The 25934-nt window shown below is 34.0% G+C and carries 27 protein-coding genes; 4 read left to right on the top strand and 23 right to left on the bottom strand.

Translation table 11 applies throughout. The annotated features are described in order from the left end of the window. Positions 1–9 precede the first annotated feature (9 nt). Entirely contained in the window at positions 10–420 is a 411-nt protein-coding gene (locus THEXY_RS02520; protein WP_013787279.1) for an arsenate reductase ArsC, read from the top strand. A 53-nt stretch (positions 421–473) separates the two neighbouring features. On the opposite strand, the gene THEXY_RS02515 is transcribed toward THEXY_RS02520, so the two are convergent. The 18 genes from THEXY_RS02515 to THEXY_RS02430 all read right to left on the bottom strand — a co-directional run bounded on the left by THEXY_RS02515 (position 474) and on the right by THEXY_RS02430 (position 17508). Continuing rightward, positions 474–1103: a glycerol-3-phosphate acyltransferase gene (locus THEXY_RS02515; RefSeq protein ID WP_230197655.1), complete on the bottom strand. Its 630-nt coding sequence runs from the start codon at positions 1101–1103 to the stop codon at positions 474–476. Between the two features lie 20 nt (positions 1104–1123). Beyond that, complete coding sequence (locus tag THEXY_RS02510; RefSeq protein WP_013787277.1) at positions 1124–2209, bottom strand: glycosyltransferase family 2 protein; 1086 nt, start codon at positions 2207–2209, stop codon at positions 1124–1126. A 42-nt stretch (positions 2210–2251) separates the two neighbouring features. Next, complete coding sequence (locus tag THEXY_RS02505; RefSeq protein ID WP_013787276.1) at positions 2252–3166, bottom strand: cation diffusion facilitator family transporter; 915 nt, start codon at positions 3164–3166, stop codon at positions 2252–2254. A 20-nt stretch (positions 3167–3186) separates the two neighbouring features. Next, on the bottom strand, positions 3187–4149 hold the full coding sequence (locus tag THEXY_RS02500; RefSeq protein ID WP_013787275.1) for an acyl-CoA dehydratase activase: 963 nt from the start codon (positions 4147–4149) through the stop codon (positions 3187–3189). 1 nt (position 4150) lies between these two features. Then, positions 4151–5245: a 2-hydroxyacyl-CoA dehydratase gene (locus THEXY_RS02495; RefSeq protein WP_013787274.1), complete on the bottom strand. Its 1095-nt coding sequence runs from the start codon at positions 5243–5245 to the stop codon at positions 4151–4153. After that, positions 5246–6244, bottom strand: a complete 999-nt coding sequence (locus tag THEXY_RS02490) for an acyl-CoA dehydratase activase-related protein (RefSeq protein ID WP_013787273.1) — start codon at positions 6242–6244, stop codon at positions 5246–5248. 92 nt (positions 6245–6336) lie between these two features. Next, positions 6337–7725 carry a dihydrolipoyl dehydrogenase gene (gene lpdA / locus THEXY_RS02485; RefSeq protein WP_013787272.1) on the bottom strand — a complete coding sequence of 463 codons (1389 nt, stop codon included), beginning with the start codon at positions 7723–7725 and terminating at the stop codon, positions 6337–6339. A 19-nt stretch (positions 7726–7744) separates the two neighbouring features. Further along, entirely contained in the window at positions 7745–9142 is a 1398-nt protein-coding gene (locus THEXY_RS02480; RefSeq protein WP_013787271.1) for an MFS transporter, read from the bottom strand. A 262-nt stretch (positions 9143–9404) separates the two neighbouring features. Next, complete coding sequence (locus tag THEXY_RS02475) at positions 9405–9770, bottom strand: hypothetical protein (RefSeq protein WP_013787270.1); 366 nt, start codon at positions 9768–9770, stop codon at positions 9405–9407. 65 nt (positions 9771–9835) lie between these two features. After that, complete coding sequence (locus THEXY_RS02470; RefSeq protein ID WP_013787269.1) at positions 9836–10042, bottom strand: 4Fe-4S dicluster domain-containing protein; 207 nt, start codon at positions 10040–10042, stop codon at positions 9836–9838. Positions 10043–10075: 33 nt separating this feature from the next. Further along, positions 10076–10393 carry a NifB/NifX family molybdenum-iron cluster-binding protein gene (locus THEXY_RS02465; protein ID WP_013787268.1) on the bottom strand — a complete coding sequence of 106 codons (318 nt, stop codon included), beginning with the start codon at positions 10391–10393 and terminating at the stop codon, positions 10076–10078. 150 nt (positions 10394–10543) lie between these two features. Next, positions 10544–11641, bottom strand: coding sequence for a TDT family transporter (locus THEXY_RS02460; protein ID WP_013787267.1), 1098 nt, complete (start codon positions 11639–11641; stop codon positions 10544–10546). A 126-nt stretch (positions 11642–11767) separates the two neighbouring features. After that, positions 11768–12052, bottom strand: a complete 285-nt coding sequence (locus THEXY_RS02455) for an ArsR/SmtB family transcription factor (RefSeq protein WP_013787266.1) — start codon at positions 12050–12052, stop codon at positions 11768–11770. Between the two features lie 84 nt (positions 12053–12136). After that, on the bottom strand, positions 12137–13171 hold the full coding sequence (locus tag THEXY_RS02450) for a lysylphosphatidylglycerol synthase transmembrane domain-containing protein (RefSeq protein ID WP_013787265.1): 1035 nt from the start codon (positions 13169–13171) through the stop codon (positions 12137–12139). A gap of 15 nt (positions 13172–13186) precedes the next feature. Continuing rightward, entirely contained in the window at positions 13187–14152 is a 966-nt protein-coding gene (gene pdaA, locus THEXY_RS02445) for a delta-lactam-biosynthetic de-N-acetylase (protein WP_013787264.1), read from the bottom strand. A gap of 66 nt (positions 14153–14218) precedes the next feature. Next, on the bottom strand, positions 14219–14791 hold the full coding sequence (cas4, locus tag THEXY_RS02440) for a CRISPR-associated protein Cas4 (protein ID WP_013787263.1): 573 nt from the start codon (positions 14789–14791) through the stop codon (positions 14219–14221). Next, entirely contained in the window at positions 14788–15057 is a 270-nt protein-coding gene (locus THEXY_RS02435) for a hypothetical protein (RefSeq protein ID WP_013787262.1), read from the bottom strand. The genes cas4 and THEXY_RS02435 overlap by 4 nt, the downstream gene beginning before the upstream one ends. A gap of 105 nt (positions 15058–15162) precedes the next feature. Continuing rightward, positions 15163–17508, bottom strand: coding sequence for a sugar phosphate nucleotidyltransferase (locus tag THEXY_RS02430; RefSeq protein WP_013787261.1), 2346 nt, complete (start codon positions 17506–17508; stop codon positions 15163–15165). Between the two features lie 129 nt (positions 17509–17637). On the opposite strand from THEXY_RS02430, the gene THEXY_RS02425 reads away from it, so the two are divergent. Beyond that, positions 17638–18570: a Na/Pi cotransporter family protein gene (locus tag THEXY_RS02425; RefSeq protein WP_013787260.1), complete on the top strand. Its 933-nt coding sequence runs from the start codon at positions 17638–17640 to the stop codon at positions 18568–18570. Between the two features lie 62 nt (positions 18571–18632). After that, positions 18633–19724, top strand: coding sequence for a GerAB/ArcD/ProY family transporter (locus THEXY_RS02420; RefSeq protein WP_013787259.1), 1092 nt, complete (start codon positions 18633–18635; stop codon positions 19722–19724). An 18-nt stretch (positions 19725–19742) separates the two neighbouring features. On the opposite strand, the gene glyA is transcribed toward THEXY_RS02420, so the two are convergent. Both glyA and THEXY_RS02410 read right to left on the bottom strand, forming a co-directional pair. After that, on the bottom strand, positions 19743–20975 hold the full coding sequence (gene glyA, locus THEXY_RS02415) for a serine hydroxymethyltransferase (protein WP_013787258.1): 1233 nt from the start codon (positions 20973–20975) through the stop codon (positions 19743–19745). 273 nt (positions 20976–21248) lie between these two features. After that, on the bottom strand, positions 21249–22184 hold the full coding sequence (locus tag THEXY_RS02410) for a dipeptidase (RefSeq protein ID WP_013787257.1): 936 nt from the start codon (positions 22182–22184) through the stop codon (positions 21249–21251). A gap of 148 nt (positions 22185–22332) precedes the next feature. Here THEXY_RS02410 and THEXY_RS02405 point away from each other — a divergent pair, with 148 nt between their 5' ends. Further along, the gene (locus THEXY_RS02405; protein ID WP_013787256.1) at positions 22333–23757 is read left to right on the top strand and encodes a PIG-L deacetylase family protein; all 1425 of its coding nucleotides are present in this window, start codon (positions 22333–22335) and stop codon (positions 23755–23757) included. 20 nt (positions 23758–23777) lie between these two features. On the opposite strand, the gene hisIE is transcribed toward THEXY_RS02405, so the two are convergent. The 3 genes from hisIE to hisA are packed head-to-tail and all read right to left on the bottom strand — an operon-like array spanning position 23778 to position 25929. Then, positions 23778–24458, bottom strand: coding sequence for a bifunctional phosphoribosyl-AMP cyclohydrolase/phosphoribosyl-ATP diphosphatase HisIE (gene hisIE, locus THEXY_RS02400; protein WP_013787255.1), 681 nt, complete (start codon positions 24456–24458; stop codon positions 23778–23780). Next, complete coding sequence (hisF, locus tag THEXY_RS02395) at positions 24458–25222, bottom strand: imidazole glycerol phosphate synthase subunit HisF (RefSeq protein ID WP_013787254.1); 765 nt, start codon at positions 25220–25222, stop codon at positions 24458–24460. The genes hisIE and hisF overlap by 1 nt, the downstream gene beginning before the upstream one ends. After that, on the bottom strand, positions 25219–25929 hold the full coding sequence (gene hisA, locus THEXY_RS02390; RefSeq protein WP_013787253.1) for a 1-(5-phosphoribosyl)-5-[(5-phosphoribosylamino)methylideneamino]imidazole-4-carboxamide isomerase: 711 nt from the start codon (positions 25927–25929) through the stop codon (positions 25219–25221). Before hisA ends, hisF begins: the two co-directional genes overlap by 4 nt. Positions 25930–25934: the final 5 nt, after the last annotated feature.

The following is a 25934-nucleotide window of genomic DNA, read 5'->3' as shown; positions in this document are numbered from 1 at the left end:
AGAATTTTTATGAAAGTAAAAGTAGCATTTATCTGTGTGGCAAATTCATGCAGAAGTCAAATGGCAGAAGGTTTTGCGAAATATTTAGGTTCTGATATATTTGAAGCATACAGCGCTGGTACAAAACTTGCTGAAAGGGTAAATCCAAAAGCGGTTGAAGTTATGAAAGAAGTAGGCATCGATATAAGCAGTCATCGCCCAAAATTATTAGATGAGATACCTCCAAAAGTGGACATCTTGATTACTATGGGATGCAATGTAGAATGCCCATATATACCTTGCAAGTTAAAAGAAGACTGGGGCTTAGATGATCCCGATGGAAAACCAATAGATGAGTTTAGAAGGACAAGAGACATAATTGAATCAAAGGTTAAAGAACTTATTGAAAGAATTAAAAACAATGAAATAAACTTAAATTAACGCATATCCACAATACCCTTTTTCTATTTAAGCCAGCAAGTTTTCTTGCTGGCTTATCTCATAACAGCGTTTTTTTCATGACGTTTATCATAAACATCTTTATAAAGCTTATAAAGCTTCTCCTTATTTGTATATGTAATGATGAGAAGGTTAGCAAACCATATATCATAAATATACATTTGGTATGATTTGTAATAAAGAAATAATACCAAAGTCAACATTCCAACTACAACCATCAATCCATCTACTTCAGATGATGTAGCTTTTCCCTTGTTTAAAATGACGGCTATGACATACAACATAGCCAATATAACAGCGTATGCAATAGACACTCTAAATGATGTTAAAGCACTCCATACACCAAACGTAACAGCTATTCCCTTGCCACCACGCCATTTTAGAAAAGGAGAAAAAACATGACCTAATATCGTGGCAACAGCTACAGGAACTATTCCAATGCCGCTAATATATCCCTTTGACATCATGAATAATAGAGGAAAATAGCCTTTTAAAAAGTCAAGAACAACTCCTAAAATACCAAATTTGTATCCAACTGCATGCCAGAGATTAAATGCACCGGGATTTCCATCACCGTAATGACGTATATCTTTTAAAGCTAATAAGCCTAACCAGTATGAAAACATCATTGAACCACTTAGAAATCCTATTAAGACAAAAAGCATTATCAATGTAATCCCCCCCTTTAAACCTTAATCCTTCTCCCCTTCCATGTGACGTATCCTAAAAAGAAAACTTGGTACAATGAGTAAACCATGATGTATATAAAAAATAGCGATGATAGTATATGAAATAAAGGAACTATGATGCCATAACGCCCTGTCCAGTTGTCTATATAAATTATCTGCAATGTGTACATAATGTAAAGCACCAAAAACAAACCAAACAAATCACTTTTATAAAATGCAAGAAATGGAGTAATAAACTCTACCGCCAATAATCCTATAAGCCATAACGCTATAAGAATTATCGTCGCAGTTTCTAATCTGGATGTGCTTAATATCGCTCCTTTTCCAAACCCCTCTACTTCACTTTTTATGCCGTATGGATACATCCTAAACGAAATTAGATCGTATCCTATGAAATTCTGAACATTTATACCATTTGACGTAAATTTCTCTCCTAAATTTAAATCGTCCAAAAGCTCTCCCTTTATGCTGTAATGTCCGTTTACCTTTTCATAATCTTCACGAGACACAACAATACAAGAGCCATACATTCCTTTTCGTGGATTGTATTTTTCAAATGGCGATGTAAATGCAAAAATCCCCAAAATATATGGTATCAATGAAAGCTTTTCATAAAATTTCTCAGGGCTATGATATGGCACAACAGATATAGCTCCATTTGCCTTCTCCCTCGCTTTCACCAATGACTCCAAAGCACGTGGAGATAGCCTAACATCAGCATCGATGAATGCAAATACATCGCCTGTAGAATTTTTATATCCATTCCACAAAGCCCACGTCTTCCCAGTCCAACCATCAGGCATTTCAGTATTTCTTATAACTTTAATGCCATAACTTTCAGCGATCTCAAAAGTCCTATCTGAGGAAAAATCATCAACTACAATTACTTCATAAGGCATATACGTCTGATTTTTTAAAGACTCAAGTATATATGGGAGATTTTTCTCTTCATTTCTTGCAGGGATTATGACAGAAATTTTATAATGCCTTTTAAGAGGCTGATTACCATAAGTCACCTTCAAATTTCTAAATAAAACAAAACCAGAAATAATGCCTAAAAGCAAAAAAGCACTGGCTATCATTTCGCATCACATTCCTCTCCCATTTTAAATTACAGAAATGTGTTAATTAATAGTATCATCAACCTTTTTTATCAAGCCAACATCTTCACAACATTCGTACTCCATCTGCAATGTAACATGATGTATGTCAAACAATTCATCTAAAACAATTTCAATCTGTTCCATCACCTCTTTTGATTGACTTACTTTAACATCATCTTTTAAATTTACATGGCATTCAAAATGTACATCGTCGTCATTTGTCTGCCAAACATGAACATGGTGAATATTTTTTACATTTGGTAATTTCTCAATTTCTCTTTTTACAATTTCTAAATCTATGTTTTCAGGTGTTCCTTGCATAAGTATGCTCACAGATTCGTTGATTATTTCAAAGCTTTCTTTAATTATATATATACCAATTAAAACCGTCAATAGCGGATCTATCCAATAAATTTTAAAAAAATATATACATATTCCTCCAATAACTACTCCTACAGAAGACAAGGCATCTGACAGAAGATGTACGTAGGCAGAACGAATGTTGAGATTTTCTTCTGCATTTTCTTTAAGCAGAAGTACCGACGATGCATTTGCCAAAAGACCTATTAGAGCAACTACAATCATTATAGCTCCATTGATAGGCTCTGGATTGAAAAATTTTATATAAGCCTCTTTAAACAAAAATACCGATATTACAACCAAAACGACTGAATTAAAAAGAGCTGCAAGAATTTCTGCTCTCTTATATCCAAACGTCATCCTTTCATTATTTTCCTTCTGTGATATCAACATAGCAAAATAACTAATTATGATAGATATAGCATCGCTAAAATTGTGAAGCGCATCTGATATAAGGGACAAACTTCCTGAGAATAGCCCTCCAATAATTTCTGCTGCTGTTATTGAAAAATTTAAAAACATCGTTGTTATTAAGCTTTTCTTAGTTTTGACTTCATGTTCATGATGATGAGCCATTTTAATAACCTCCCAATTTTTTAAACTATAGAATTAGACCATTTACCACACTTATCGCCTGTCATTGCAATCGTCTTGCCATTTGCCTGTATTTTAATAACTTCACATTCATTTGGGCAACCATTGCAAATAAAACTAGTTGTTACAAATTTCTCTTCAGAAATTTCAAAACCTTTAAACTTTGTCGGCTTATTTGTTGTCTTTATATGATTTTTTGCTATCATTGCAATTCCAATCGCACCCATTACATCAAAATGCTTAGGTACAATAACTTCTTCTCCAATTTCTTCTTCAAATGCCTTTTTAATTGCTACGTTTGCTGCAACACCTCCTTGAAAGACATAAAGAGGTTTTAATTTCTTTCCTCTTACAAGGTTATTCATGTAATTTCTGACTAAAGCCTTAGAAAGACCCTTTAATATTTCAGCTTTGCTAAATCCGTACTGCTGTTTTGATATCATATCTGATTCTGCAAAAACAGTACATCTGCCTGCTATTCTAACATCTCTTTCAGCAGTCAGTGCAATTTCTCCAAAATCCTCTATTTTTATTCCAAGCCTCTCTGCCTGATGATCAAGAAACGATCCGGTTCCGGCCGCACAGACTGTATTCATTGCAAAGTCTGATATGATACCATCGTTAATAATTATTAACTTAGAATCCTGTCCTCCTATCTCAAATATCGTTTTTACATCTGGATAATAATACAATGTTGCTGTAGCATGTGCTGTAATCTCATTTTTTACTACATCTGCTCCTAAAATATATCCTAAAAGTTGCCTTCCACTGCCAGTTATTCCAATCCCATTTATATTGCTATCACCAATTGCTTGATAAAGCTTTTTAATTTCACTTTTTACTATATCTACTGGTTGTCCTATATTCCTTGTATATGACTTAAATAACAAATCGTCTTCCTCGTCAATTGCTACGACATTTACGCTAACAGAACCAACATCAACACCAATGTATATATTCTTCATACTACTTCACCATCTTTGCCATTAATTTTTTATTTTTTACCACGTCAATAAATGCTTCAATCCTTGTCAATAAATTTGCAGTAGCTGACTGTTCATCAATGGAAAGAGATATAATTGGAAAATCATATTGCTTAGATATTTTATCTATTATACTCTGAGAAATTAATTCCGGTAAACATCCAAAGGGCTTTAAGTGTATGACACCATCAAATCCCCTATCTTTAAAATCCAAAATTGCACCGATCGACTGTTTTGCATGACCACCTATTATTATCTCTATATATTTTTCTGCTTTTTTCAAAATATCATGTTCTTTTTTATTGATCTTAAAAGGCAGTAAATTATTGTCTATCCATTCTGATATATAATGAGCTCTTTCCACTTCTACTCCATATCCATTCAAAACTTCTTCTATATTGTTATTTATAGATGGCTCCATAACAACATATATTTCACCAACTATACCTATTTTTATTTTTTCGCTCTCAGGAACATTGCATATCTCAATATTATTAATGCGTCTATATGCCTCTTTTTCTACAAATAATATATCATCAGGCATTCTAATTCTTCTATACAACGATAATATTTCATTCCAAGCTTTTGTAAATTCGCCTTTGTTGCATTCATAAGCTCTTTTTTCTTCTATTATTTTTTCTATTTTATCCATAGATTTTGCCATTTTATATACAGTGTTTACTATTCTTAATACGTCTGTCCACGTATTTTCTCCTTTAATCCTTGATATTTTCTGTAAGAAGCCTTTAAAATCTCTTTTTGGTTCATCCAATATTATAAAATCCACTTCATACCCCATATTCTCTAAAATTTTCTTCTGTGCTTCTCCATAGTAACCAGCTCTACAAGGTCCATTACCCCCAGATGTTATTATCGTATCTGCTCCTAACTCAATAGCTTCTAAATATGTTCCCAATATGACTTTCAAAGGAAAACATGCAAATTCAGGGCTATATTTAACACCATAATTTATTGTCTTGAGAGATGGCTTTGGCGGAGTTATAACATCATGCCCTAACAATTCAAATAACTTTTCATAAATAAGTGGTGAACCCATATATGGAAAAGTAACTTTCAATTAAATCACGCCTTCCGAAGTGTTTTCAACTTTAACTCTTTTCAATTTTTGCTTTTTTATTCTAACAAGATCAATAAACGCTTCTATACGTGTCAATATATGACTTTCTCCCGTTTGCTCATCTATTCGCAATATCATGTACGGTTTCTTTGCATTTTCTGAATCTATAGAAAGAAACGGTTCAAGAATGGAATCAGAACCACATCCAAAGGCTGATATTTGTATTATGCCATCAATAATATCCATTTCCATAAAATTATAAGCAGCTCCCATTATCTTATTAGTAAACTCCCAAAACATCTCTTTTTTAAAACGGCTTTGATACTTTTTGATTAATTTTTCATCTAACATATCAAATGTAATGATTTTTACATTCATCTTTCTCAATGTATTTATAAGATCCATATTCATAAATCTGTCGTAAACATTGTATACATATCCCAATAAACCTATTGTAATATCGCCATCATATTTTTGAGGTGTATCTTCATCCAAAAGTTCATTTATATCAAAACCTTTTTTATTTAACTTTCTAAAAGAGAGCCATTCTTCTCTTGCTCTTTTTAATGCTTTTTTTAAATCATATTTACTTACGCCTAACCTCACTATGAAATCTTTGTAAATCTTAAAATCAGAAATATCATCGTCTTTAGAAATTATGCTATTCGTCAATATCTTGTCATCAATGTCATCAAACAATCCCTTAATCATGTCTGGCAATCCCATGAATTTTGGACACATGAATGTACCTTTGCTTAAACTTACGAATCTAGGAATATATATATAATCAACATTTTTATCTAAAAGATTTATAATGTGTCCAGTATACACTTTCATTGGAACACATATCTCTGGCACTGCTTTCTTAACGCCTAAATCCAATATGACTTTCGATGTGTCTTCAGATAATACCGTTTCTATTCCCAATTCTTTAAATAGAACATCCCAAAACGGAAAATAATAATAATATAAAAGCGCCTTTGGAATACCAATCTTCATCTCTTTGCTCTCCCGATAATCATGTTAAATCCTATATATTATTGGACATACGTATGCAAGCAATAAACTTGCATACGTAGCATAATAAAGTTTTATAAAAGATTTAATGCTTTCTCTGCCGCTTCAGTTATTATTTCGCTTAATGTAGGATGTGTATGGATGCTTGCAGTAATATCCTCAAGCCTACCATTCGTCCTAATTATATATGTTGCTTCCATTATAAGCTCACCAGCTTCTTTTCCTACTATCTGCATACCATAAAGCTTATGAGTCGCAGGGTCGACAATCATCTGAACAAATCCCTTATCATCACCTACAATCAATGCTCTTGCATCCTCTGAATAAGAGAATTTGATAACTTTGTAACCTAAATCAGTTGCTTTTGATGAGTCAATGCCAACACTTGCCGCCTCAGGTTCACAGAAAATCGCATGTGGTATTGCATTGTAAGTCATCGGAACATTGCTCCCCAATATTGATTTCGCTGCAATAATTGATTCTCTTGTAGCCGCATGTGCAAGCATAATTTTGCCATTTACATCGCCAGTTGCATACACATTTGGGTTTTCTGTTTGCATAAAATCATTTACTGGTATCTCTTTATGATTTCCTAATTTTATTCCCAATAATTCTATATTTAAGTTTTCAGTACGAGGTCTTCTTCCAACTGCTACCAATACTTTTTCAGCTGATACCGCATTTTCGATACCACCTTTTACATAGTTGACCTTAAATAAGTCATTTTCTTTAGAAATTGATGCTACTTTAGCATCTGTGTAAATATCTATATTGTATTCTTTTAAGCCTTCTTCTACTGCTTCACTTACTGCAACATCTTCAGTAGTCAATATCCTTGGAAGTGCCTCAATGATAGTGACCTTTGTATCCATTCTAGCAAGCATAGATGCTATTTCAACACCAATATATCCACCACCTACTACAACCATAGATTTAGGTTTTGTTTTTAGTTCAAATACATCTTCACTAAACATTATACCTGGCAACTCAATTCCCGGTATAGGTGGTTTTACTGTCTCAGAACCTGTAGCAATAATAAGCTTATCAAATACAAGCCTTATCTTCTCCTCTTTTGTTTCAACTTCTACAACATTTTTGTCTGCTATAGTAGCCATTCCATAATAAATGTCCAATTTATTCATTTTAGAAGCTTTTTCAGCTCTTGTAACACGTGCATTTAATATTTTATCTTTTCTTTCCTTTATGGCTAAAAAATCGACATCAATATCATTGTAATTAAGTATTCCGCCAAAATTTTTAAACTTTTTTATATCTGCATATCTTGTAGCCGTCTCAATATATATTTTTGATGGAATGCAACCCTCAAAAAGACACGTTCCACCTAAGCCAACACCTTTTTCAACAAGGGCAACTTTAAGGCCATTTTTGGAAAGCATATTGGCTCCCGGTGTTCCACCAGGCCCTCCGCCTACCACAACAACATCATACTTTAGTTCCTTCACTTTAATCACCTTTCTTTTATTAATTTGTTTTATTTCTAATTGCAGATATTGCAGCACCTATAAAGCTCAATACTGCAGCAATATAGTAAACTATATGAGCACTTTGAAGAAATTTAGTGCTATAGTTTCCTGTGTAATGCTTCATAAATGCTGTAAACAATGCAACAGAAAATGCCATGCCCATTACCATGCCTAAATTTTTTACAAGTTGCGTAATGCCATTTGCCGCTCCTAATTTATCCTTAGGAACGCTGCCCATTATACAGCTATTATTAGGTGACTGAAACATTCCAAGAGACAATCCCATAAGCCCTACATACACTAAAACTAAATAAATTGGTGTATTTATTTTAACATTTGCAAGCAGTATGAGACCAATTCCATTTATGACAAGTCCAGATGACGTCAATGCTACAGCTCCTATCCTATCAGAAAGTGCACCACTAAAAGGAGATATTATAGCCATTGCCACTGGAAAAGCCATCATATATAATCCTGATGTCCCTACACTTAATCCAACAACTTTCTGATAATAGAAAGGCATCAAGACATTTGGTGAGTACATGGTCATAAACGATAATAATGAAGCTATAACTGATGATGTAAAAGTGATATTCTTGAATAAGCTTAAATTTACAACAGGATGTTCTTTTTTTGTTTCAGCTATAATAAATATGACAAATGACACTGCAAAAATGATTAAGCTACCATAAACAATAGGATTATTTATCCCATACTTATTTATATCCGAAAATCCTAATATGAATGTTACTATTGAAAGCACCAAAAATATAGAACCAGTAAGATCAAATTTAAAATCTTTTTTTGCACCTTTTCTATCTAAAGGAACTGAATAGTACGAAGCTATAAATCCCAAAATAGATACAATAAATGTCAAATAAAATACAGATCTCCAACCCCAAATTCCAGTTACATACCCTCCTAATGGAGGACCTGCAATACTTCCTATAGCCATAGTAGTAGCCAGCAAGCCTATATTTTTACCTCTTTCATTAGGTGGATAATTTTCTGTCACAATGGCCATTCCATTTGCCATTACCATTGCACCACCTACTGCCTGTAAAGTCCTCATCACTAAAAGCATTGTAAGATTTACAGATAGACCACACAGTAGCGTAAAGATTGATATTATAAAATATCCCATATTGTATATCTTCCTTCTGCCATAATTATCAGCTATTGTGCCGAGTATCGGCAAAAGTGCAGACATAGTAAGCAAATAAATGGTGGCTATCCATTGAACAGTATTTATGTCTACTTTAAATTCTTTTGATATGACAGGAAGTCCCACATTTACAACACCGCTGTCAAACATAGACATAAATGCGCCTATCATTACGGTATACAAAATCCACTTCGATTTTGTATATCCATTTGAATCACCCATATTGTTCATAATATTCCCTCCAGATTTATAGAACTCTTTTTAATATATTGTTACCTATAATACCTATTTAATAACATTTTCTGTTCTCGACAATTAATTTATACTATACCATAGCAGGGTATAATAGAAGCAAAATATATATTTGAAATTTCAAATATATTATATACCGATTATTGTCATATGTCAATTTATGATTTATTTTTAAACTGCTGCGACTAACATAATTAAGATTATTTAGCAATCGCAGCAGTTATATTATATTTCTTTTATTTTAACCTTGTTCTTTTTCTTTAACAGCCTTTTTAATCTCATTTATTACTTGCTCTGTATTCATATTTCTTATTTCTATACCGATATGCTTTTCTCTGTCGAATCCTACTGCATCAAAAGCATCCCTGTACATTTTTCTCTGCATTACTGGATCACATGCAGCAACGTATAACTCATCTATATCTGCACCTTTCAAAAGTTCACGCAAATACCTGTCGCCATCCTCTGCGCAAAGTTGTGGATGCAATCCTACCCATTCGAATATATTTTCTCTTCTCAATGTGTTTAAGACTTCGAATGTGTCCATCTCCTGAAATGAAGGACATGTGCCTTGGCATACACATAAAAGCAATCCCTTTTTGCTCATTTTATTATTCCCTCCAATTAAATTTATAATTTTTTAAAATCTTTAAACGAGATTGTAAATTAAGCTTATTTATTGTCGCCAAAATAAGATATAGCATCGTTATCGCATATCTTCTGGCAACCTCTGCAGAATTCTACACAGTTGTCAGGATTTATTACAAGCGGAAAACCATCGTCGCCTATTGTATAAACATCGTGTGTGCAGAAATTAACACACTGGTAGCACTGTATGCATTTATCGTGGTCAATAATCGGATACCAATTTTTAGCCATGTCTTTCACCCCCTTTCAATCTTTTTTCAATCTTTAAAATGACTTTAATATATCTGCTATTCGCCCTAATGTTACAAGCTTTACTGATATGTTGTTCTTTAAAAGTTCTGCTTTTATTTCTTCACTTATGTTCATCACAACAAAAATCTCAGCATTTGTCTTTGAAATAAAGTCCACAAAATCTTTTGCATTCAATTTTTGATCATTGTAAAATATATTTTCTACATTTTTTACTTTCTTTAACTTACCATCTTCTACCTCTGCAACTGTAATGTATTCAGAATTTACAATATCACTTCCTATATCGCTGTTAAGTCCCAAATGATTTTTTGATGCAAAAGCTATAATCATCATCGCACCTCCTTTTATTTCTTGATTCGGTTTTTCGAATCAAATAGCCAAAAAAATAACTATTTGTTCTAAAAAAATATTTCATAAATTTATAAAATATATTATAGGTTGCCTGTGTAATGTAGCAAATAGCTACATTACACAAGTTATTTACTTTTTATTTTTAGGTTCCTGAGGGACCAAAAGCTTTCCATTAAATGTCCCAACCAAAGATTTTATAAAAGTGCTTATCCATAAGACAATCAATAATGCAGCTAATAAAAGTGTGTACCAGTACACTATTTGAAGCTTCACATACATATATACATTAAATGAAGAAAGCGTATATGCTGAAAGCGGGAATATGAAGGCCCACCATGATAGTGAAAAAGGAATTCCACCTTCTCTTAAATATTTGACAGTTATAGCAATTGTGAGAACAAAAGCCCATATTCCAAATCCCCACAAAATAAGAGATAACATTTTTAGAGAATCAGTGGTTGTAATAAGGCCAACTAATTTCGACGCATCAGCGATCCCCATTAAGCTTAACGTCCCTACGCCTATAGGACCTAAAATTATCCAAAATGTAGGTGTAGCCATAGCATGAGGCATTTTATGATTTATAAACCTGTTTAATATTATACTGCTAAGTATTATGAATAGAAACAAACCTATTCCAAAAAACACAATATCAGTAAGATTTACAATCTGTGCTACACCAATACTTTTCTTTGCATAAGCTTTCACAAGCTGATTTCCAAGAAGCGGTATTACTATACTTGCCACAGGTGTTATATACCATGAATTATTAGTTAGTTCTGGGCTTACTTCATCCATTAACATCATATTGTATGTTACAAATACGCCAAAAATTAGAGCTAATAACACACCATAAGCCCATAGTATAGTTCCAAGAAACACTACAAAGCTCATATTAAAGAAATCTTTTCCTATGATAAAGAAATTAGTACCTAAGATAAGTCCTCCAACAGGCATCGTGACGAAAAAGTTTGACATCACTGGATGTCTTAAATCATCTTTTAACTTATCAAAGTGCAAAAACCATCTCGCTGTCCATGGCCCAACCAACAATAAAAACAGAATAACATTTAACCAAAAGATTATTACAGAGAGCGGCTTTAAAAACGCCATTTTACCGCTTAGCATATACAAAACATTTGCTAAGCCTCCTGTCCCCATGACTGATGCATACCAAGCAGGGGAAAAGTGCCTTACAACATCATTTAAACTAATTTTTTCTTTCATCTCAGACCTCCTATAATATTTTGCTAAATCAATAATAGTATATCTTGGTTTTTGTCATATGTCAATATATTTATTGAAATTTTATTTTTTTATTCGGTTATTCGAATATATCGGATAAGCAACTGCCTACTCACCAACTATTTTCTTAACTGAATCTATAATTTTAACCATGTCCTTATTTTTAAGAGTATAATAAATCTTCGTCCCTTCCCTTGAATCTTTTACTATCCCATTTGCTCTTAACACCATAAGATGTCTTGAAATATGAGATTGGTCAAGATTCAAAACAGCCATCATTTCACAAACGCACATCTCATTTCTACTTAGAAGCTCAATAATCTTGATTCTTGTCGGATGCGACAGTGCTTTAAAGTACTCAGCCGTCTTGTCGTACAAATCAATTGTTACCATGTTATCACCCTTCCCAACTAATTATATTCGTTTTTTCGAATAAAGTCAATAAAAAGATTTTTAAGGCGCAATGTGGTAAAATAATCATTCAGCGCCTAACGGCTTGTCTGTATCTTTTCTCATCATTAAGAAAAATCCTATTCCTGATGCAATCAAATAAACGTAGTATGTGAAAAATCTCCATATACCTATAAACACACCTAATAGATGATGTGGAACTATATTTGAAAATATACTGGCAAAGCCAACTTCAACAAATCCTGCCCCACTTGGTATCACATTATAAGCAAGAATATCGTAAAATATAATTTGCCTTGATATGACAGCTAAAATATTGAATTTTATGTTCATTGCTATCATCAAAATTGGTGCAATGCTGTAAAACAAAGTCCAAAAAAGCATAGCGTACAAAAGCTGTGATATTAAGAGCTTTCCTCCCGAACTTACCATGAAAAGTTCATTAAATCTGTGATTGTATTCAATAATTTCAGTTTTTGTATTTTCAAAAAACTTTTTATACCTTTCACCTGAGAAAAAACTTATGCCAGCAATCAAATTTACTACAGAGATTAAAAAAGCTGGCCTCAATATTATATAGATGAGAGCTATCAATAAAATCAGTAGTATAAATGAAACCAATATGGCAAATATAGATAAAGCATGCGTAAGCTCCAACTGCTTTCTAAAAAATATCAGTAAAATAGGAGGTATCGTGCCGAAAAAAATACCTGAAAACAAAATCTTGGCTGTAAAAATCATAAGACTTTTATTTGGTGGTATCTTTTTTTTGTTTAAAAGGTAAATAGTTATTGGAAGTGCACCTGAACCAAATGGAGTTATATAACTGAAGAAAAAAGTAGCCAAATTGAACTTAAATAGATATCCAACGCTTAGATCTTCTCCTAACGCCAATAGTAAATCCCTTATCCTATAAGTATCAACCATCAAGCTTAAAAAAATAAAAAGCAGCATGATGCCAATGTATATAGGATTTATATTCATAACATCTTTTAATCCTTGATACCCTGAAAATTTCATTATGATGGCTATAGCGCCAAAGCTTAAAACAAACGCAACAGCCATCATGTAAAAATTCTTCCTCTCTAATATATGATTCAAAATTATCCCCTCGCTTTATTGGCTTATATCATCTAAAGTCTTAAATACATATCCCTGCGCTTTTATATCTTTTAATATCCTATCAAGAGCCATCGTATCATCTTTTGAGACAGCATGAAGCAGTATTACTGCTCCTGGATGAATTCTGGCCATAACGGTATTGTAGCTTTCATCAGGACCTCCTGGCAGTGGCTGCCAATCAGCAAGAGCAAGACTCCAAAACACCGTCTTATATCCCAAAGACTTTGCTATATACAATGTCCTTTCGCTGTACTCACCCATAGGTGGCCTCAAATAATGCATATCTTTTCCTGTAAGCTCTTTAAACATTTCAGCAAGACCAGTTATCTCGGTTTTAACTTTTTCATCTGAAAGCTTAGGAAGACTGGGGTGATTTACTGTATGGTTGCCTACTATATGTCCTTCAGACACCATTCTCTTAACAAGATCACCATGCTCTTTAATATACGGACCCGTCACAAAAAAAGCCGCTTTTACATCATTTACCTTTAGTATGTCTAAGATTTTAGGTGTATATCCGTTTTCATATCCTTCATCGAATGTCAAGTACACGTATTTTTTTGTTGTGTCGCCTGTAAATATTCCATCGTATTTTTTTATAAGGCTCATAGCTTTGGATGTAATCTCAGGCGTCTTGTGATCAGGTAACACCCTCATACCCCATCCGTACAATGTATTATCAAGGCCTTGTGCATTTATCAAAGAATTACTGTACACATTGCTATTCACGGTGTTGTTTTCCGTAATCTTAGTATCACTAACATCGTTAGAAGTATTTTTAGCTGAATTATCTTTCCCGTTATTGCTTGCCACACTGCTATTTGTCTTCACATTCACACTTGGCTTTTGAACAGACTTCTTTTCCACATTTGTTGGATTCTTGGTTTTCAGAAAGCTGCAAGACGCTGTCGATAAAACCATCACTATGACAAAAAATAAAACACCTAACTTTTTTAACATTTTATCATCCTCATTTCAAAAATATCTTCTTATGTATTTTTTGCATTCAGATGTTTTGTATTCTTATCAGATTTTTACTTTGCTTCCTTTATATATTTCGCACACAGTGTCTCTACATGGGCAAAATCTGCACTTTATAAAATCCCCTTCCACATCAGGGAAAAACTTTTCTTCCTCTAAGAGTCTCATCTCTTTTATAATTTTAATAAGTTCTCTTCTAAGACCTTTCGTATTATATACTTCAAACATCGTATTTTGATAGACGATTCTACCCCGTCTTACTTTTTTACCAAATTCTTCTTCTATTATCAAAAAATAAGCAGTCAATTGCATCACATCTTTCAAAAATGGGGAATGTCCTTCGGCTTTTGAACTTTTTAGCTCCAACGGTATCAATTCATTCCCAACATCGTAAATATAATCTGGCTTTCCACTTATGCCATATTTTGAAGATTTTAAAAGCTTGCTGTACATAACGCCGTCCTTTTTTACCTCTTCCTGCTTATCTATGTATATAAGCTTTCCTCTTTTGAAACCGATTGTCCTTTTCATCTCCTTATAAGGAGGTCTTTTTTCTGCAATCTCCTTCAAGATGACGTAAAGTATTAAAAGTGTAAAGACAAAATTTAACACTATCATTTCAAAAACCCTATTACAATAGCTACAAAAGCCAAGAGAATCAATATGGCTATAGCTATTTTCTTGTATTTTAACTTTACAATATCTCTATAGTATTTCTCATGATACTCAATGCCTTTTTTAAAGTTGCTATCTTCATACCTTATGCCGTTTTTTTCTCTCAATTCATTTATATATTTATGTCCGTACTTTTTTTCATAGTACCATTGATATGGGCAATACAAGTATTGATTTATCTCAGAAGCAGATATGTATTTGTTTGACATATTATCACCATTCTAAGCAAAAATAAAAACATTGCAGATCATTCCACAATATTAACTATATCAATTTTTAGGTTCATCTGCAATGTTTTAGACATTAATTTTTTATTAACTGTCTTTAGACTTTATTATTTCATTCACATATTCAACATACTTGTTTAAAAGTGCCTCTGCTTTTTCCTTTGTGGGAGCCTCTGAATATATTCTGCATGCAGGCAGCTCTGAATCTGGAACTAACAAAACCCAAGCATCGCCATAATTAAACCTTATCCCATCTAAAAACATCGATTTTTCATCCTTTTTTTCGTAAAACTTTCTTATTATCAAACCCTTGTCCTTCCAATTACAGTTTATCACTTTGTTCAATTTAACCCTCTGTGGTATAGACTTCTTTAAATCAGACAATTTAAGCTTGTTTTTGCTTAAATATTCAACTAATCTCAATGTAAAATTTATACCGTCGAAACTAAGGCTAAACTGAGAATTCTCATCACCATTATTACTTTCAATCTCAAACATTTTTTTCATCTTCTCGCTCTGAGAGATTTTACTAAACCTCGTCTCGATGCCAAGCTCTTTCGACATTTCACTTAAAAATTGAGAACTATTGAATGGTATTATAAACTTACTTTTCCCATTTTCCTTGCCGACAAGTATCCTCAAATAATCCAATTCATCTTCATCAAGCAAATGTCCTTCATCATCATAAATTTCAACATTTTCTCCATCATCTGAAATCTTAATACCCATATCGTAACTTGCCACAGCTTTTTCATAACCGCGACTTTGATTTAACAAGCTTAATAAACTTCTTGTGGTCTGACCAATAAAATTTACATTTAATTTTTCAAATGAATCGCCATTTAAAGATAAACTTTCAGCGTACTCCTTATTTACATCTACTATAACTTCGTCATTTATAACATTGGCTATACTATAATCGTTGATCTTGTATTTATTCAATATCTTTTTCTCTACATTTCTGTCCACGTCACACCCATTCTCATCTATTAAAATAATATTTACCGTTTTTTTATCTATTTTTTTTACAAATACGCCTGCTTTATATCCATTTTTTTTGATAGAATACCTCATAGCAGGCAGCATGGTAGAATGAGCATTGTACACCTTTCTTCCCACTGAAATTATCCCATCTTTTAAAAGATTTAAAGCTAATCTTGCGTAAGAATCATCCACACATCCCACAAGTATCTCTCCATCAAATATGCTGCCTATTACTTCACCTAATCTTACCAAATTGTCAGGTGTAAGATTATCATGCAAATTCCCCTTTATCCCTCTATCTCCAAACAATGACGCTTCATCATTATTTCCCCACACAACATCTCTTTCTACTATATTCCCTGTTGATATGATTCTATTAGGCCATATTTTCGTATTTGGTTTAATCTCACAAAACGATTGAAGCTTAGATTTTTCACCTATTATTGAATTATCAAAAGTCCTGACGTTATTTTCGGTAATTGCTCCGCTGCAAAATACAGTTCCTCTGATTTCGTTATTTCTTCCAATTTTTACATTGTCCCAAAGTACGCTATTCTTTAATGTTGACATAGGTCCTACATAGCTTCCACTTCCAATTATTACATTCGGTCCTATCACTGCACCATCATCTATAATAGCACTGTCGCCTATTATTAATGGCGGAACAAGCTTGGCACTCTGAGATATAAAAACATTTTTACCAAAAATCATTCCATCTTTGCTTATTTTCTCTTTAAATCCAAGATCGATATTCCCACTTAGGAGATCAAGGTGGCTTTTAAGGTATTGAACTCCATTCCCTATGTCACACCAGTAATCGTTGCTGATGTATCCATACACATGAACATTTTTTTCAAGCAGCATTGGAAATAAATCCTTGCTAAAGTCAAATTGCCTGTTCTCAGGTATGAAATTTAGAATCTCAGGCTCTATGATGTAAATACCTGTATTTACAGTATCGCTAAATACCTCTCCCCATGATGGTTTTTCTAAAAACTTCACGATTTTTCCATCATCATCTGTTATCACAACGCCATATTCCAATGGAATATCTACTTTTGTAAGCACCAATGTCACTTTCGAACCTTTGTTTTTGTGAAATTCATAAGCCTTTTTCAGATCTATATCTGTTATCACATCGCCGCTTATTACCACAAATGTATCATCAAGAAAATCAGCAGCATTCTTTACGCTGCCTGCTGTCCCAAGTGGTTTATCTTCCACATAATACTTTATCACGTCACCGTATTGCTCATACAAATAATCTTTTATCTTGTGAGGCAAATAAAAAAGGGTTACACCCACATCATTTATGCCATACTTTTGAACATGGTTTATAATATGCCAAATAGCTGGCTTTCCAGCCATAGGTACCATAGGCTTAGGAATTCCACATGTCAACGGCCTTAACCTGCTACCCTCACCACCAGCCATGATTATAGCTTTCATATCATCACCTTCTATGATTATTACTACTAATTAGTATCCAGAAAAAAAATCATTTTATACAAAGTCATATTTAATAGTAATATTTCAAAATCAAAATAAATATGTATTAAAAAAACGCTGGAGGTCAAAATGGTAAATACGATCTTTTTCATAGCTTTAGGTATCGCAATTTTTCTCCTTGGACTTTTATTTTTAACTTCATCGTTAAAAATCATTTCAAAGCACAAAGTCAAGACACTTATTGAAAAATACACAGGGAATATATATTTATCAATATTTATTGGATTCATTCTGGCCATAATGATGCAAAGCAGCAGCATGATTACAATAGTAGCAGTTAGCATGGCTGATGCAGGACTTCTAAACTTGTACAGTGCAGCAGGCATAATAATGGGAGCAAATATCGGAACAACGATTGCCGTTCAACTCTACGCATTTGACCTTTACAGTGCTGTACCTTACTTGATTTTTTTAGGCTCCATTTTAAGATTTCAAAAGCAAAAAACATTTAAGTTCATCGGCAATATACTTTTGGGCTTCGGAATCATATTTGCGGGACTAAAAATAATTGATATAGCCGTTTCACCACTTAGAAATTTTTCTGCTATAAAAAATTTTGTCACTATGACAGAAAACCCATTTTATGGCATAGCAACTGGAATCGTCATGGCACTTATCATGCAGTCTAGCACATTTTGCATCGCAATGCTTCAAGTTCTTGCAAATGTTAAAATAATGCCTGTATACAATGCCATCTACATCGTGTATGGACTTAATATAGGCACGTGCTCTGAAGCTTTATTGATAAGCATTGCCACAAACAAAGAAGGAAAGAAAATAGCTATTTTTAACGTGCTTTTTAATCTAATAGGAACAATCGTTTTTCTCCCTTTGACACACTATTACTATAAATTTTTGAAATTTATTACTCCAGGCAATGTGTCTTTGCAAATTTCAAATAGCCATATGTTCTTTAATATTGCTTCAACATTGTTGGTTCTACCAATAATGAAATACCTGTTTTATTTTATAGAAATTATGTTTGAAAATGGTTCTAAGTGAGTAAAAACAAAAAATTATTCACAACATAATAATATAGAATAGCAGATTAGGATGTGAAACTAATGAATAAAATAACGTACAAGGAACTTTTTTCTGCAATGCTGGCGTTTGAATTAGGAAGTGCTGTATTATTTGTATTAGGCGCGTCTGCAAAGCAAGACGCGTGGATATCAATATTGCTGGCAACTGTCGCTGCACTGCCACTGGTCTACTTATACGTAACACTTTATAAAATGCACGATGGAAATCTGCCTCAAATTTTGGAAGTCACATTTGGAAAGGCATTTGGCAAAGTGCTTTCTGTAATTTACGCCATTTACTTCTTGTACATAGCTGCCCGCGTAACAAGAGATTTTGCCGAGCTTAATATAGGTACCATATACAAGCAAGCACCTGTATCAGCCTTTTCAATTGCAATTTTGGTTGTAGTTATGTACTACCTTGTGTTCGACATAAGCGTTATGATAAAGTCTTCACACGTGCTATTGCCAACTTTTATTATCATGGCATTTTTTCAATTCATTGGCGTATTCAGCGTAAATTGTGTAACTATAAAAAAAATTTTTCCTATCTTAGGAAATGGACTTATGCCTGTAGTAAAAGCTGCATTTCCAAATATTCTCACATTTCCATACGGTGAGCTTATCACATTTATGATGGTGTTCCCAGAATTCAAGTTTAACACAAATAAATTGACCAAATATTGCTTTGCATTAGTTGTAACAACAGGCCTTTGGCTTGCATTAAACACAGTGGAAATATTTTCAGTCCTTGGAGTAGCAGAAGCGACAAGGGCAAATTTCCCATTTTATGAGCTTGCACTTATAATGAAATTTGGAACTTTTAGAAATCTTGACCCATTTTATGCAATAGTAACTGTTATAGGAGGTGTCATAAAAATAACTGTCTTTACGTATGCCGCCATAAAGACAATACAGACGATCTTCAACTTAAAAGAGTACAAATTTTTGCTTATACCTGTGGGCACTATCGTATACGCCTTATCTATATTAATAGCTGATTCATACCCACTTCACATTCTGATTGGGCTTAAATTGACGACGCTTTATATTCATGTGCCGCTGCAGATAATCATACCACTCATAGCATTGATACTGTCATTCATAAGAAATCCTAAAACAAGTAAAAAATAAATAAGCCTAACTACAGGCTTATTCATAAAGTGGATATTTGTCGAGAAGTTCACTTACTCTCTTTTTAGCTACATCAACGTAATTTTCATCTTTTAAAACATTATAGATTATATCAGCAATCATATCCATATCATCTTCATTCATTCCTCTCGTAGTAACCGCTGGTGTTCCAAGCCTTAGGCCTGAAGTGACATTAGGACCTAATGGATCGTTTGGTATGGCATTTTTATTTGCCGTTATTCCTACATAGTCAAGCCTTTTTTCTAATTCCTTGCCTGTGACGCCAGTCCCTCTTAAGTCCAATAACATCAAATGATTGTCTGTACCACCTGAAACTAAGTTCACTTTTCTGTCCATAAGGCCATCTGCCAAGGCTTTTGCATTTCTCACGATCTTCTTCTGATATTCTTTAAATTCTGGTTTTAATGCTTCATTAAAGCATACTGCTTTTGCAGCGATTACGTGCATCAGTGGACCACCTTGTACTCCTGGAAAAACAGATTTATCGATGGCCTTTGCGTGAACCTCTTTAGATAAGATTATGCCGCCTCTTGGCCCTCTTAAAGTCTTATGTGTTGTAGACGTTACAACGTCTGAATACTCTACAGGATTAGGATGAAGTCCTGCCGCTACAAGTCCTGCAATGTGTGCCATGTCTACCATTAAATATGCTCCAACTGAATCTGCAATTTCTTTAAATCTCTTAAAATCTATTATCCTGGGATACGCGCTTGCACCTGCTACAATAAGCTTAGGCTTGTACTCTTTTGCTAATCTTTCCAACTCATCGTAGTCTATAAAACCAGTGTCTTCCCTTACTCCATAAGGTATGATGTTGTACAACTTGCCGGAGAAATTTACTTTGCTGCCATGTGTTAAATGTCCACCGTGTGCCAGATTCATGCCTAATACTGTATCACCTGGATTTATCAATGCAAAATAAGCTGCCATGTTGGCTTGAGCGCCAGAATGAGGCTGTACATTTGCATGCTCTGCTCCAAAAAGCTTTTTAAGCCTCTCTCTTGCCAGCTCCTCAACTACATCGACGTACTCGCAACCTCCGTAATACCGCTTTCCAGGATACCCCTCAGCATACTTGTTCGTAAGCGGTGAACCCATCGCTTCCATGACTGCAGGGCTTACAAAATTCTCTGATGCGATCAGTTCAATCTTATTTTTCTGCCTTTTAATCTCATTAGAAATTGCATCAGCCACTTCAGGATCTACTTCTCTTATAATATCGATATTCATTGTCTTACCTCCAATTTTTATTTTCACTATACAGCAATAAAGTGCTATATTTTTATTATAATTACTGAAGCTAAATTGTTCAACAAAAAAGTATAAAAGTTGACACTAAAATATAATCTTCTGAAAATTTATTTATCAAATAATTTTTTAATAACCTCTTGATTTTTATTTGAATTATATGTATAATGTATTCTTGGTCAAAACAATGACTCCCCCTTTAACATATGCAAGCCCCAATTAAATCATCGGGGCTATTTTTTATTGTAAAATTAATCAATGTAAGATTTCTTTTATTATTCTTTCGAAATTGCCGTGTGATATTAAATCTATTTCTTCGTCGTTAAAACCTCTTTTTTTAAGTCCTTCAAGTACCTTGGGAAAACACGATACATCATGAAGCCCAACAGGTGTCTTTTCTATGCCATCAAAGTCTGAGCCAAATCCAACATGCTCTGCACCTACTAATTTCGCAATATATTCCACATGGTCAAGCACATCTTCTATTGTAGCATTGCCATCTTCTCTTAAGAAATCAGGGCAAAAATTAATTCCTATGACGCCATTTTTATCAGCAACGGCCTTTATCTGCTTATCACTTAGATTTCTCGGATGATTGCAAAGAGCTTTACAGTCAGAATGGGACGCTATAAATGGCTTATCACACAAATCTACAACATCCCAAAATCCTCTTTCATTTAAATGTGATACATCTACGATCATTCCTAACCTGTTCATTTCTTTTACGACACTTTCACCGAATTGCGTGATGCCGCAATCCTTGCATCCTAATACACCATCACCTATGTCATTTCTAAGGCTCCAAGTAAGCGTCATAGCTCTCACACCCAGTCTATAAAACATCCTTAAGAGAGACAAATCGCCTTCTATTGCTTCACCGCCTTCTATTGACAATAATGCGCCTAATTTGTTTTTATTTTTTGCTTCATCAATATCATCACCACTTAAAATCAATTTGATTCTATCGCTTTTTTCTATGGCTTGATAAAGTTTATCGATCATCTTTAACGTTTTTGCTGCAGCATCTTTTTTCATAAATTCTGGTTCAACAAAAGTGGCAAATACTTGAAGATGTACCAATCCTTCTTCCAATCTAATCAAATCAATATGCCCATCTGTATTTTTTATCGTCATGTCTCTTCCGTATTTTTCAGCCAAGTACAGCGTGTCACAATGAAAATCAACTATCATGCCAATGCCTCCTAAAAATTTTCTCTCAAATAATATTTTACGCTTATGGTTATACATTACAAAAAATTTTTCACATAAAATCTCAATTTTTTAACAAATTATTAATAAATATATGCTACAATTATGACATAATTGGAGGTGTGAAGCGATGAAGGTGAAGAAATATTTAATAATTACTATAATTGTATTATCGCTATTGGTATCATATGTTATGAATTTAAAGACCACCTTCGCAAATCTGACAGAAAAAAAGCCGGAGCCGGAATTTAAAAATCCCGGACAACGGATACTTGTAATTGTACCACACCCTGATGATGAATCTTTAGGAATGGCGGGAGTCATACAGCGAGCAGTAAGCCAAAACATTCCGGTAAAAGTAGTCATAGTTACAAATGGAGATAGCTACAAAAAAGCTGCTGCTGTACTTACAGGTCATGTAAATCCTACACCATCAGACTTTTATAAGCTTGGCCTTCAAAGACAAAGTGAAAGCATAGCTGCAATGGCAGAACTTGGCCTTCCAAAAAACGATGTAGTATTTTTAGGCTTTGCTGATGGTAGCACTCGTTTTTTATGGAGCGATTTTTGGGACAATAACGTTCCCAGAATTAGTGGCGGAACAAAATCCGCATTTTCCCCCTATAAAAATGTGTATAAACCTGGCATAGCATATACAGGAAACAATCTTGAAAATTGTATACAAGAAATCATAAAATCTTTCAATCCTACAGATATTTATTATCCAATGGCAGATGACGTGCACCCTGATCATTGGGCTGTAAGCAATTTTGTAAGATATGCCATCGTAGCCATGAACTTAAATGTACGAGAGCATATGTTTCTGATTCATCATCCACAATGGCCTGTCCCATGGCTTTTAGAGCCAAACAGACCGCTTCTTCCACCTGTTGATATGGCTGACAGCAATACAAAATGGCAGGTGTTCAAATTGACGCCAAGCGAAATCCAAAAGAAGGAAGTAGCACTTAAGAAATACAAATCTCAAATTGCTGTGATGGAACCATTTTTAATGGGATTTGTAAGGCAAAACGAGCTTTTTGGCACGAAACCTGTAATAAATATAAAGGATGTCAGCACGCTGCCAAATTTAAATCAGGCAGAAATGCCATACACATTGTTTAAAGTTCCTGCAGGGGGCGTATTAAATCAAGAGATATACAGAAGCGCAGATCTCACTGAGATGGCATCATTTTACTACAGAGGAAATGAGCTTTACGTAGGAATGAAGTCATTGGCACCTATATCAAAAAAAGTGGCTTATCATTTGGAAATGAGGCTATTTTACAAAGGTGATATCAAAAGAATAGATATAGGACTGATAGGCGGAAAACTTTACGAGTACAGAAAGGCTAAAAATTCCATCTACAATGTCCCAATTTCAAATCCAGTCTTTAGTAAAAATGTAGTCTGGATTAAGATTGACATTCCAAATACGCAAAATTTGAATTATATATTTATGGGGGCTGATTCAATATATAAAAACAAGTTGATAGACAAGATTCCTTGGAACGTCTACAAAGTCGAAAATAAGGAAGCATCGCAAACTACTTAATTGAAGTTTGCGATGCTTCCTTATTTTGTCTCTTTTCTCATTTTGTGTTGTTCTTTAAATTCATCTGTTTTGTAATACCTTCTTGAAAGTTCATCATACACATCTTCAAGGCTTATTTCTTTTTCTACCATCAAAACCAATAAGTGATAAATATAATCAGCTATTTCATATATTATTTCTTCCTTGTCACCTTCTTTTGATGCGATCAATATTTCAGTGTTTTCTTCCCCAATCTTTTTCAAAATCTTATTCAATCCTTTTGAAAAAAGGTAATTTGTGTAAGACCCTTCTACAGGATTTTCTTTTCTACCTTCGATCCTTCTGTAGAGATTTTTTAAGATTGATTCACTTTCATCACCTGAAAGATCTAAAATGCTTCTGTAAAAGCAGCTTCTATTGCCTGTATGACAAGCAGGTCCATCCGCTTCAACCTCTATAAGGATCGTATCACCATCGCAGTCGTATTTGATAGATTTAATGTGTTGAATATTGCCGGATGTTTCGCCTTTATGCCATAAGCACTGCCTACTTCTTGAGAAAAAATACGTCTCCTTAGTTTCTAAACTTTTCTCAAGACTTTCCCTGTTCATGTAAGCCATCATAAGGACTTCCTTTGTCTTATAATCTTGAACGATAGCGGGTATCAATCCATTATCATCAAATTTCAATTCATCAATGTACATAAACACGATCCTTTCCATCAAATCATCCTGACAGGTATATGGTTATCTTTAAGATAACTTTTGAGTTTATTTATCTCAAGCTCTCCATAGTGAAATAGAGAAGCTGCCAATGCTGCATCGGCTTTTGCCTCCAAAAAAACCTCTTTAAAGTGTTCTTTGCAGCCTGCACCGCCCGATGCTATAACAGGTATTCTTACATTTTCAGCCACCATTCTCGTCAATTCAATATCATATCCGTTTTTCGTTCCATCTGCATCCATGCTTGTAAGCAAAATCTCACCAGCGCCTAAGTTTTCTACCTTTTTTGCCCATTCTAATACATCGTATCCTGTATTAACACGACCCCCATTTATATACACATCAAAGCCTTTGCCATCATTCTTTCTTTTGGCATCTATTGCAACAACGACGCATTGGCTGCCAAATTTCTTTGCAGCATCTTTTATAAGATCTGGATTCTTAACTGCCTCGGAATTGATTGAAATTTTATCTGCTCCTGCCTTCAGTATTCGTCTGAAATCATCTACAGTCCTTATTCCTCCACCTACAGTAAGGGGTATGAATACTTTCTCCGATGTCCTTCTTACAACATCTATCATTATATCCCGTTTTTCATAAGACGCTGTAATATCTAAAAAGACTATCTCATCAGCACCAGCTTTATTGTATTCCTCTGCTACATCTACAGGATCTCCGGCATCTTTCAAATTTACAAAATTCACGCCTTTTACAACTCGTCCATCTTTTACATCAAGACAAGGTATAATCCTCTTTGAAATCATTGTACGACCTCCAATGCGTCCTTTAAATTTATTCTGCCTGTATAAAGAGCTTTGCCTATTATAGCTCCAAATGCTCCAATGTCTTTTAATCTCCGTATGTCATCCAATGTGGCAATTCCTCCAGAAGCAATGACATTCAACTGAGTATTGACGATATTTTTTATTGCGTCAAAATTAGGGCCCTCCATCATTCCATCCTTTTTAATGTCTGTGTATATGACCGTACTAAGACCTATATCTTTAATCTCTTTTGCAAGTTCATCATCTTTTATGTGGCTTTTTTCAAGCCATCCTTTTGTAGCAACATATCCGTCTTTTGCATCAATTCCCACGATAATTTTATCTTTATATTTTTCAGTGATCTCTAATAGCAATCGCCTGTCATGTACTGCTACACTGCCTAAAATGATGTAATCAACACCTAAATTAAAAAGCTCTGAAACAGTTTCAATGTTTCTTATTCCACCGCCTACTTCTATTTCGTTGTCAAATGCTTTTCTTATTTTTTCGATAGAACGCAAATTCACAAGGCGTCCTTCTTTAGCCCCTTCTAAATCGACAATGTGAATTCTTTTAGCACCATGATCTCTCCAAGCCTTCGCTGCATCATCTGGTTTTTCATAGTACACTGTACTTTTCTCATAATCTCCCATTGTAAGCCTTACACATTTACCATCTATTATATCTATAGCAGGTATAATAAGCATCAAAT

The sequence above is a fragment of the Thermoanaerobacterium xylanolyticum LX-11 genome, assembly GCF_000189775.2.
In the GTDB taxonomy this organism is placed as follows: Bacteria; Bacillota; Thermoanaerobacteria; order Thermoanaerobacterales; family Thermoanaerobacteraceae; genus Thermoanaerobacterium; species Thermoanaerobacterium thermosulfurigenes.
The sequence above is the reverse complement of the archived record's forward strand: the minus strand, read 5'-3'. Positions and strand labels throughout refer to the sequence as shown.